The organism is Pacificibacter marinus (assembly GCF_018860505.1).
GTDB classification, from domain to species: Bacteria; Pseudomonadota; Alphaproteobacteria; order Rhodobacterales; family Rhodobacteraceae; genus Celeribacter; species Celeribacter marinus_B.
Map to the genome: position 1 here is coordinate 172,739 of NZ_JAHKPU010000039.1, position 9,484 is coordinate 182,222.

A 9,484-nucleotide genomic window follows, 5' to 3' on the forward strand; every position below is an offset into this window, starting at 1 on the left:
ATATGATCTAGCGGGTCGGGACAGGTGTGTCACCTCGGTAGTCATAAAAGCCCCGCTTGGATTTGCGGCCCAACCACCCTGCTTCAACATATTTGGTCAGCAGCGGACAGGGGCGATATTTGGTGTCGGCCAAGCCGTCGTAAAGCACATTCATAATGGCAAGACAGGTGTCTAACCCGATGAAATCCGCCAATTCCAGTGGTCCCATCGGTTGGTTGGCACCCAACTTGAGCGACTGGTCAATGGATGTGACAGACCCGACGCCTTCGTACAGTGTATAGACGGCTTCGTTGATCATCGGAACCAGTATACGATTGACGATAAAGCCCGGGAAATCTTCGGCACTGGCTGCGACTTTCCCTAAGCTTTCAACCACGTTCAGCAAAGTTTGGTAGGTCTCTTCATCAGTGGCAATCCCGCGGATGAGCTCAACAAGCTGCATCACAGGCACGGGGTTCATGAAATGAAACCCCATGAATTTTTCTGGCCGATCTGTGCGGGATGCCAGACGGGTGATTGAAATTGATGAGGTGTTGGAGGTCAAAATCGTGGTTGGTTTTAAGTGCGGTTGCAGTTTTTCAAAGATTGCATCTTTGACTTCTTCACGTTCCGTTGCGGCCTCGATCACCAAATCGCATTGCCCGAGATCTTCAAGCGCCAGTGTTGTGGTGATGCGCCCCATTGTGGCGTCCATTTCATCTTGTGAAATCTTTTCTTTGCTCACTTGGCGGTCCAAATTCTTGCGAATGGTCGCCACTGCCTTTTCCAGACCGTCTTGCGAAATGTCGTTTAGCAAAACTTGATATCCTGATAGGGCAAAAACATGAGCGATCCCGTTGCCCATTTGCCCTGCTCCGACGATCCCGACCGTAGAAATGTCCATTGTGCTGCGCTCCCTTGTGCTGTTGCTGACCATACCTGAGCTTGCGCGGCCTTCAAGGCAGGAAGCTGGGGTGGAACCAGTAAAATTTGGGCAAAATTGCACGTTTAGCGTTTTTGAAACCTGTATCTGCGAATCTTGAACTTGGGTGATTAAACCAACAACTGGGTGGACGATATGGCTTACCAAAATCCGAGCAAGGGCGCTCTGAACTACTATCCGTGCCGATACGGAAAATCGAAACTTTTATTCCGTGGTCCGAAAAAGGACCTGCAAGACAATTACATCGCTTTCGTTGGCGGCACAGAAACATACGGAAAATTCGTTGAGGTCCCGTTCCCAGATCAAGTGGGGGAGGGGTTGAATATGACCTCGATCAACCTTGGCTGCGTCAATGCTGGGACCGATGTTTTTTTGACTGATGAAACCGTGATGAATATTTGTCAGAATGCCAAAGCGGTGGTGTTGCAAATTTCTGGCACGCAAAACATGTCCAATAGGTTTTATGCCGTTCATCCGCGCCGCAATGATCGCTTCTTGCGCGCCTCAACGCTGTTGAAAGTCATGTACCGTGATATTGATTTTACAGACTTTAATTTCACGCGACATCTTGTGACAACCTTGGAGCAGGAATCGACTGAAACATTTGCAATGGTGCGCCAAGAACTCAAAGATGCTTGGGTTGCACGAATGAAAACCATGATCCCAAAAATGCCTAAAAATCTAATGTTGCTGTGGGTTTCAGATCATTCGCCGGATGATGTAGAGGCATGCAACGCTCTGCGTGGCGATCCTCTTTTTGTTGATCGTGATATGATCGAAGAAATACGTCCTTTGGTTAAAGGCATTGTTGAGGTCGTGGCCTCACCTCAGGATATTGAGACAGGCTACAATCTCATGTCCTATTCAGATTTAGATGCGCTTTCGGCACGTGAGATGCTTGGGCCAATTGTTCAAGCCAAAGTTGCTGATGCTGTCTCTGGGGTGCTGGCTAAATTGGTGTGACGCTTGTTCATGCGTGCTAGAAAGGCCCGCCAATATTGGCGGGCCTTTCTAAAACTACGAACCTGTATTGGTCCTAAAGCTTTTCAATCATTTCTGGCACAGCTGAGAAAAGATCCGCGACCAGTCCAAAGTCAGCAACTTGGAAAATTGGTGCTTCTTCGTCTTTGTTGATGGCAACGATGACTTTACTGTCTTTCATGCCGGCGAGGTGCTGGATCGCACCAGAAATCCCGACGGCAACATAAAGGTCTGGCGCCACGACTTTACCTGTTTGGCCGACCTGCAAATCATTCGCTGCAAAGCCGGAATCCACGGCGGCACGTGATGCGCCAACGGCGCCGCCAAGTTTGTCGGCGAGCTGTGCGATCAGGGCAAAATCATCTTCAGACCCAACACCGCGACCGCCAGAGACGACCACGCCAGCCGACGTCAATTCAGGACGATCGCTGGTGACAACCGCGTCGCCGATGTGGTTGGACAGCCCCGCATCGCCCGTACCTGATGCGGCTTCAACAGCAGCAGATCCGCCGCCCGCTGCAAGCTCTAGTGTTGCGGTTCGGAAGGTTATAACTTTAATCGCATCGGATGTTTTCACAGTCTGAAGCGCATTGCCTGCGTAGATTGGGCGTTTGAAGGTGTCGGCGTCGATCACTTCAATGACATCGGACAAAATCATCACATCCAAAAGGGCAGCCACGCGCGGCAAAATATTTTTGGCGATAGATGTTGAGGCGGCTGTGATGTGGCTGAAGTCTTCAGAGAGACCTGCGATAAGGCCCGCAACATTTTCCGCCAAGCCGTTCGCATAAGCGGCATCATCGGCGAGCAAGACTTTCGAGACGCCAGAAATTTTTGCCGCTTCTTCAGCAGCCGCAGCAGGACCACATACGAGCAATGTGACATCGCCGAGTTGGGCCGAGCCAGTGACGGCTTTCGATGTTGCGTCCAGCACCAATGCGCCGCCGACAACTTCTGCAAGACAAAGTACAGCCATTAGACGAGGCCTCCTTCTTTGAGTTTCGCGATCAATTCGTCAACGGATCCAACCATGATACCGGCGGCACGATCAGCCGGTTCTTCCGTGGTGACGATTGTATGACGCGGGGTGATGTCGACAGCAAAGTCCGCGGCAGTTTTTTCATCCAATGGCTTTTTCTTGGCCTTCATAATGTTTGGCAAAGAGGCGTAGCGCGGCTCGTTCAGGCGCAAATCTGCAGTCACAATTGCGGGCAATTTCACCGAAATCGTTTGCAAACCGCCGTCAACTTCACGGGTTACAATGGCAGAGCCGTCTTCGATCTTAAGCTCAGATGCAAAGGTCGCCTGCCCCCAACCCAAAAGTGCTGCGAGCATTTGGCCCGTCGCGTTCATGTCGTTGTCGATGGCTTGCTTGCCTGCGATGACCAGATCGGGGGTTTCCTCGTCAATGACAGCTTTTAAAAGCTTCGCAACGGCCAAGGGTTCGATTGTGACGCCTTGGTCTGTGGTGATCAAAATCGCGCGATCGGCCCCCATCGCCATGGCAGAGCGTAGCGCGTCAGTGGACTTTTTCTCGCCGATAGAGACGACAACAACTTCTGTTGCAATGCCCGCTTCTTTGAGGCGAATGGCCTCTTCGACAGCGATTTCGTCGAACGGATTCATCGACATCTTAACATTGGTCAGATCAACACCTGACCCATCCGAGCTGACTTTAACCTTAACATTATAATCAATCACGCGCTTTACAGGCACCAAAACCTTCATGCGGATACTCCCTTGGATTTAGAGCTGCGTTGGACGCGCAGCACAGAATACGTCAAATTCCGTTCGTTTATGACTCGTCTGAACACAAAGGAACACCCCAAATTGTAACGGGAATCGTGTAGGTACGTGCCGTCAGTTTAGAGCTATCGGTTGGCGCCTGGGACCCATAGAACGTCATCTTGGCCATTGTTGTTCGCAATGCGCGCGGCAACAAAAAACCAATCAGATAGCCTGTTTAGGTATTTAATTGCGGAAAGGTTGACGTCATCTGCCGTGCTTAAATCGACAGTCAGGCGTTCAGCACGGCGTGCGACAGTACGACACAGGTGCAGGTGCGCTGCCAAAGGCGAGCCTCCAGGTAGGATGAAAGATCGCAAAGCAGAGAGATTCGCGTTCATAGTATCAATCTCAGTTTCCAAGCGATCCACTTGCGAAGAAACCATTCGCAGGGGAGGATATTCTGCGTCATCGTCTTTTTTCATGTGAGGGCGGCATAGGTCTGCACCAAGATCAAACAAATCGTTCTGGATTCGTGCGAGGGCTGCATCCATGTCGCCTTTGGTTGTTAGTCGCGCTACGCCAACTGTGGCGTTCAATTCATCCACGGTGCCGTAGGCCTCAACACGCGGCGCGTATTTGGCAACACGGCTGCCATCGCCAAGTGCGGTCTCGCCTTTGTCGCCAGTGCGTGTGTAAATTTTGTTGAGTACGACCATATCAGCCCCCTGTTTTGCGCAGCGCGACGTATATAACCACAAGAACCACGACAATAAGCTGCGCTCCAATGCGATATTGCATCATTTTGTTCGACTTCTTTGCGCCGTCCATGCCGCCGCGTCCCATAAGACTGATGCCGCGGGCTAGGATAAGCGAAACGATGACGCAGCCGACAATCACGGCGATGAAAAGAGGATCTTGCAGCATGATGCTGTCCTTTACCTAAATACGTTACCAATGACATAGCCTGTCTGGCGGCAAAACCAAACACGCGAAGTGCCGCGGCTTGATCGGCTGACGCCTGCGAGAGGGGGGCTAGGACCTTGCGGCGATTGCGTCAAACACAGAGGTTGGCAGGAGGCGACGCAACACGGCTGCAACCCATGTGGGGGTTGTGACGTAGTAATGTGCGCGTGGATGATTTGTGTTGAGCGCCTTGATCAAGACGTTGGTGACCGCTTCAGCCCCAAGTTCAAATCGATCAGGTGCTTTGCTGGCTTCATAAAGACGTGGCACCAAAGAGGCGCGGTATTGATCTGCCCGTGCAGAAGTTTCCCAGTCGATCCATTTGTCGAATTCTTTGCGCGCATTGAGGCGAAAATCACTGGTGATCGGGCCGGGTTCGATGCTGACGACGTGAATACCCGTGCCGCGCATCTCAAGGCGCAGGGTATCGGTGAGGCCCTCAAGCGCGAATTTTGTTGAATTGTAGGACCCGCGCCACGGCATAGCGACAAGCCCCAAAACCGAAGAGCATTGAATGATGTGCCCATGACCCTGTGCGCGCATTACAGGAATGACTCGGCGTGTCAGATCGTGCCAGCCGAAAAAATTGGCCTCGAAATTTTGCCGCAAGGCCTCAACAGGTAGGTCTTCGACAGCGGCTGGAATGGCGTAGGCACCGTTGTTGTATAACGCGTCTAACGTGCCACCTGTCAGTTTCATAGCCTCATTGAAGCCGCGTTCAACCGACTTTGGGTCTTCATAATCAAGAACAAAACTGTCTAGGCCTTCATCTTGCAGCCTGTCGCAGTCACTTTGCTTTCGGCAGGTGGCCAGAACGTGCCACCCCTTGGCTTTCAATGTGGTGGCAGCGTGATAGCCAATGCCTGACGAGGAGCCGGTGATGAGAATGGACCGCATGGAATACCCTTAAACGCCTGAGTTGACGCATGTCTTGAGGTAAAGCACCCGCGGACCTGCTGGCGTAGGGTGGCTATTCCGTAAGAGGTGTCAAGAAGCGAGAGGACATATATCCCTCAATGCCATCGCCTTCGATGATGATTTTCACCCAAGCGCTGTTGGGATCCGAGATGACACGCACAACATCTGCGCGTTCAACTTGGCCCAATACAGGGTTAGAGGTTGTTGGGCCTGAGCGCACGTTGACGCGGTTGGCGGTGACCGAGCGCAGAATCATCTCATTTGAGGTGGATTTTCCAACGTTATTGGTTTTGCGCGCCATAAGGGCTGCAAGCTTGGCTGGGTTCGCGACGGTGGTTGTCGACACAATATCAGGCGTCGCGTTTGCTTGTGCTGGATCGAAGCTGGCGTTCTGAACGTGTGCGATGTTTTTCTGGCTTGATTTTCTTGGCGCGATTTGGGCCAAGGTCGCGACATAGGTCGGTTCGCGTTTAGATGTATCTGTGAACGCCTCGGACATGACTGTGACAATGGACGTGCGCTGTGCGCGCAACGTTTCCAATTCGGTTTGTTCATCTGAGGACAATTCCCCACCGAAAGCTAAAAATATAGTAAGCAGACCAGCAAGGGTCAGCGCAGATAGACGCAGCATAAAATGTTCCCCCGAACACACTTGTTAACACAGCTGTCTATACAAAGATGTTTAAGACTTTGCGGGGAAAAAAGGAAAAGTTTTCCCGCGTTTCTGGCGTCTGCCGCATTCTTGCCACATTTGAACGTGCGAGGCCGCTTGCTCGTGCGCGGCGGCGCTTGTATCACTGTTTTATGAGCAGTGATTTGATAGATAATAACGGCGGTCAGGGCGATGCCTCTGGCGAGACCTTAGAGCCCTTGCGCCGCGCCATTGGCGAGCGTTACCTGACCTATGCCTTATCGACGATCATGCACAGGGCTTTGCCCGACGCGCGTGATGGTTTGAAGCCTGTGCACCGACGTATTTTATACGCGATGCGCGAACTTCGTTTGGCCTCAAACGGGGGATTCCGTAAATCTGCAAAGATTTCCGGTGACGTGATGGGGAACTATCACCCGCATGGTGATATGGCGATTTACGATGCCATGGCGCGCTTAGCCCAAGACTTTAACGTGCGCTATCCGTTGGTGCATGGTCAGGGGAACTTTGGCAATATCGATGGCGACAACCCCGCGGCTTCGCGCTACACCGAGGCGCGCATGACGGCTGCGGCCGAAGCTTTGCTTGAGGGGCTTAACGAGGATGCGGTTAATTTTCGTGCCAACTATGACGGCACGCTGACCGAACCCGAAGTCTTGCCTGCTGCCTTTCCGAACCTTTTGGCAAACGGGTCTACCGGTATTGCTGTTGGTATGGCCACCAATATTCCGCCGCACAACTTGGTTGAATTGGTCGATGCCAGTCTGCACATGATTAAAACACCCGACGTGCGCGACGAGACCTTGTTGAACTATGTCCAAGGGCCTGACTTTCCGACCGGTGGCGTGATTGTTGAATCCAAAGAAAGCATGATCAAATCCTATGCCACAGGGCGCGGATCGTTCCGTTTGCGCGCCAAGTGGGAGGTGGAAGACCTTGGTCGTGGTGTTTGGCAGATCGTTGTGACTGAAATCCCGTATCAGGTGCAAAAATCAAAACTGATCGAAAAGCTGGCAGAGCTTATTCAGGTTAAAAAGGTACCTATTCTTGGCGATGTCCGTGATGAAAGTACCGAAGATGTGCGTTTGATTTTGGAACCTAAATCCAAAAACGTCGATCCAGATATGTTGATGAACACGCTGTTCCGTAACTCTGATTTGGAAATTCGGTTTTCGATGAACATGAACGTGTTGATCGATGGGCGCACGCCCAAAGTTTGTTCGCTTAAAGAGGTGTTGCGTGCCTTTTTGGATCACCGCCAAGACGTGCTTTTGCGCCGTTCGCAGCACCGTCTGGAAAAAATCGATCACCGCTTAGAAGTGCTGCGCGGTTTTATCATCGCTTTCCTCAATCTGGATCGTGTGATCGATATCATTCGCTATGATGATGATCCTAAAAAGGCCTTGATGGCCGAGGTTTGGCATCCCGATGCGCCGAGGGCGATGACAGAGTCAGATTATATCTCTCCGTTGCCTGCGGCTGATGGCGTGGGCGAATTGTCTGAAGTGCAGGCTGAGGCCATTCTCAACATGCGTCTGCGCAGTTTGCGTCGCTTGGAAGAAATGGAACTCGTACGCGAACGCGACGCTTTGATCGAAGAGCGCGCCGCGATTGCTGAACTTTTGGCGACCCCCGGTGTGCAATGGGACCGCATATCGGAAGAACTGAAAGACATCAAAAAACGCTTTGGTAAAGATTATGAACGCGGGCATCGCCTGACGCAATTCGCAGAAGCCAAAGAGGTCGAAGACGTGCCTTTGGAGGCCATGATTGAACGCGAGCCGATCACGGTTGTCTGTTCGCAAATGGGCTGGATCCGCGCCATGTCTGGTCACATCGATCTGACGCGCGAATTGAAATTCAAAGACGGAGACGGCCCACGCTTTATCTTCCACGCGGAGACGACGGACCGCCTGTTGCTTGTTGGTTCAAACGGGCGCGTTTTAACGCTGTCCGCTGCCAACCTGCCGGGCGGGCGCGGCATGGGCGAACCGGTGCGGTTGATTGTTGATCTGCCCAATGAGGTCGAGATCGTTGATCTGATTGTCCATAAGCCCGGTGAAAAGCTGTTGTTTGCCTCTAGTGCGGGTGACGGATTCATTGTGCCTGAAAATGACATCATCGCGCAGACGCGCAGCGGCAAACAGGTGCTCAACGTCAAAGATGGTGCGGTGGCGGCCTGTGTTCGTCGTGTGGCTGGTGATCATGTTGCGGTGATTTCGAAAAACCGTCGCTTCCTTGTCTTCCCGATTTCAGAAGTGCCTGAACTGGGGCGCGGCAAAGGCGTGAGGCTGCAAAAATACAGCATGGCACGCGGTGCTCAAGGTATGTTGGAGCTCGATGGAGGCTTGAGTGATATCACAACCTTCACTCTTGAAGACGGGCTCAGCTGGACCATGGGCGGAGGCAATACCCGCACCGAAAAAGACCTGAGCCAATGGATCGGCAAGCGGGCGGGGGTCGGCAAGCAGCCGCCGCATGGCTTCCCGCGCGATAATAAATTTGGTTAAGGACTTAGCCAAACAAAAGGGCGCTCAATTGGGCGCCCTTTTCGCAACTCGGACCATCACAACTGTGCGTCGTGCTGATCTGGCTTTTGGCGATAGTTGTACCGATTGCGCGGTGCAAAGCGTGTATTTGCTCAAACTGGCTTTGATGTTGCAAGTGAATTGCTTGAGGTGATTCGCCTGTGCAAAACGTATCTTATCGTCATCAACAGGGGGTGCTGTCGATGGTTTGCATGGTTCGTCGCTGATCATCACCAAAGCTCACGGCGACAGGGGGCAAAATCTTTCAGCGTTTAGCGCTAAGGTGGGTATTGAAATTGCACGGTATTTGACGAAAAATGTTCAAATTATCGATGCGCGTCTTGCAAAAATCCCTTCGACGTTGCCGTTCCCGCACAAGATGCCGCTCAACATGCGGGAAATGTCAACTGACGCTTGATTTTATGTCTCGAAAACAATAGTTAGCCCGCGATGATAATTTGGGCCAGTCACGGCCCCTTCTAAATGTAAAGGCGCCTTGATATGGCTAAGGAAAAGTTCGAGCGTAATAAACCGCACTGCAACATCGGCACAATCGGCCACGTTGACCACGGTAAAACTACATTGACTGCTGCGATCACGCGTCAGTTCTCTGATCACTTTCAAGCGTACGACGAAATTGACGGCGCGCCCGAAGAAAAAGCGCGCGGCATCACCATTTCGACTGCGCACGTTGAGTACGAAACAGAAAACCGCCACTACGCTCACGTTGACTGCCCAGGTCACGCCGACTACGTGAAAAACATGATCACCGGTGCGGCTCAAATGGACGGC

The 9,484-nt window shown here is 52.1% G+C and carries 10 protein-coding genes; 3 read left to right on the top strand and 7 right to left on the bottom strand.

What is annotated here, in order from left to right:
- Nucleotides 1-7: 7 nt before the first annotated feature.
- Nucleotides 8-883: a 3-hydroxybutyryl-CoA dehydrogenase gene (locus tag KO503_RS14915; RefSeq protein WP_215992341.1), complete on the bottom strand. Its 876-nt coding sequence runs from the start codon at nucleotides 881-883 to the stop codon at nucleotides 8-10.
- A gap of 174 nt (nucleotides 884-1,057) precedes the next feature.
- Between KO503_RS14915 and KO503_RS14920 the strand changes: the two genes are divergently transcribed.
- On the top strand, nucleotides 1,058-1,885 hold the full coding sequence (locus tag KO503_RS14920) for a DUF6473 family protein (protein WP_215992342.1): 828 nt from the start codon (nucleotides 1,058-1,060) through the stop codon (nucleotides 1,883-1,885).
- Between the two features lie 73 nt (nucleotides 1,886-1,958).
- On the opposite strand, the gene KO503_RS14925 is transcribed toward KO503_RS14920, so the two are convergent.
- The 6 genes from KO503_RS14925 to KO503_RS14950 all read right to left on the bottom strand — a co-directional run bounded on the left by KO503_RS14925 (nucleotide 1,959) and on the right by KO503_RS14950 (nucleotide 6,143).
- The gene (locus tag KO503_RS14925) at nucleotides 1,959-2,879 is read right to left on the bottom strand and encodes an FAD-binding protein (RefSeq protein WP_215992343.1); all 921 of its coding nucleotides are present in this window, start codon (nucleotides 2,877-2,879) and stop codon (nucleotides 1,959-1,961) included.
- Nucleotides 2,879-3,631: an electron transfer flavoprotein subunit beta/FixA family protein gene (locus KO503_RS14930; protein ID WP_215992344.1), complete on the bottom strand. Its 753-nt coding sequence runs from the start codon at nucleotides 3,629-3,631 to the stop codon at nucleotides 2,879-2,881. The genes KO503_RS14925 and KO503_RS14930 overlap by 1 nt, the downstream gene beginning before the upstream one ends.
- A 143-nt stretch (nucleotides 3,632-3,774) precedes the next feature.
- Nucleotides 3,775-4,347, bottom strand: a complete 573-nt coding sequence (locus KO503_RS14935; protein WP_215992345.1) for a cob(I)yrinic acid a,c-diamide adenosyltransferase — start codon at nucleotides 4,345-4,347, stop codon at nucleotides 3,775-3,777.
- Between the two features lies 1 nt (nucleotide 4,348).
- Complete coding sequence (locus tag KO503_RS14940; RefSeq protein WP_215992346.1) at nucleotides 4,349-4,555, bottom strand: twin transmembrane helix small protein; 207 nt, start codon at nucleotides 4,553-4,555, stop codon at nucleotides 4,349-4,351.
- Between the two features lie 108 nt (nucleotides 4,556-4,663).
- Nucleotides 4,664-5,491 carry an SDR family NAD(P)-dependent oxidoreductase gene (locus tag KO503_RS14945; protein ID WP_215992347.1) on the bottom strand — a complete coding sequence of 276 codons (828 nt, stop codon included), beginning with the start codon at nucleotides 5,489-5,491 and terminating at the stop codon, nucleotides 4,664-4,666.
- Nucleotides 5,492-5,564: 73 nt separating this feature from the next.
- On the bottom strand, nucleotides 5,565-6,143 hold the full coding sequence (locus tag KO503_RS14950; RefSeq protein WP_215992348.1) for an SH3 domain-containing protein: 579 nt from the start codon (nucleotides 6,141-6,143) through the stop codon (nucleotides 5,565-5,567).
- 173 nt (nucleotides 6,144-6,316) lie between these two features.
- Between KO503_RS14950 and KO503_RS14955 the strand changes: the two genes are divergently transcribed.
- Nucleotides 6,317-8,674: a DNA topoisomerase IV subunit A gene (locus KO503_RS14955; RefSeq protein ID WP_215992349.1), complete on the top strand. Its 2,358-nt coding sequence runs from the start codon at nucleotides 6,317-6,319 to the stop codon at nucleotides 8,672-8,674.
- A gap of 519 nt (nucleotides 8,675-9,193) precedes the next feature.
- A partial coding sequence (locus tag KO503_RS14960; RefSeq protein ID WP_215990122.1) for a GTP-binding protein occupies nucleotides 9,194-9,484 on the top strand: 291 nt, incomplete at its 3' end.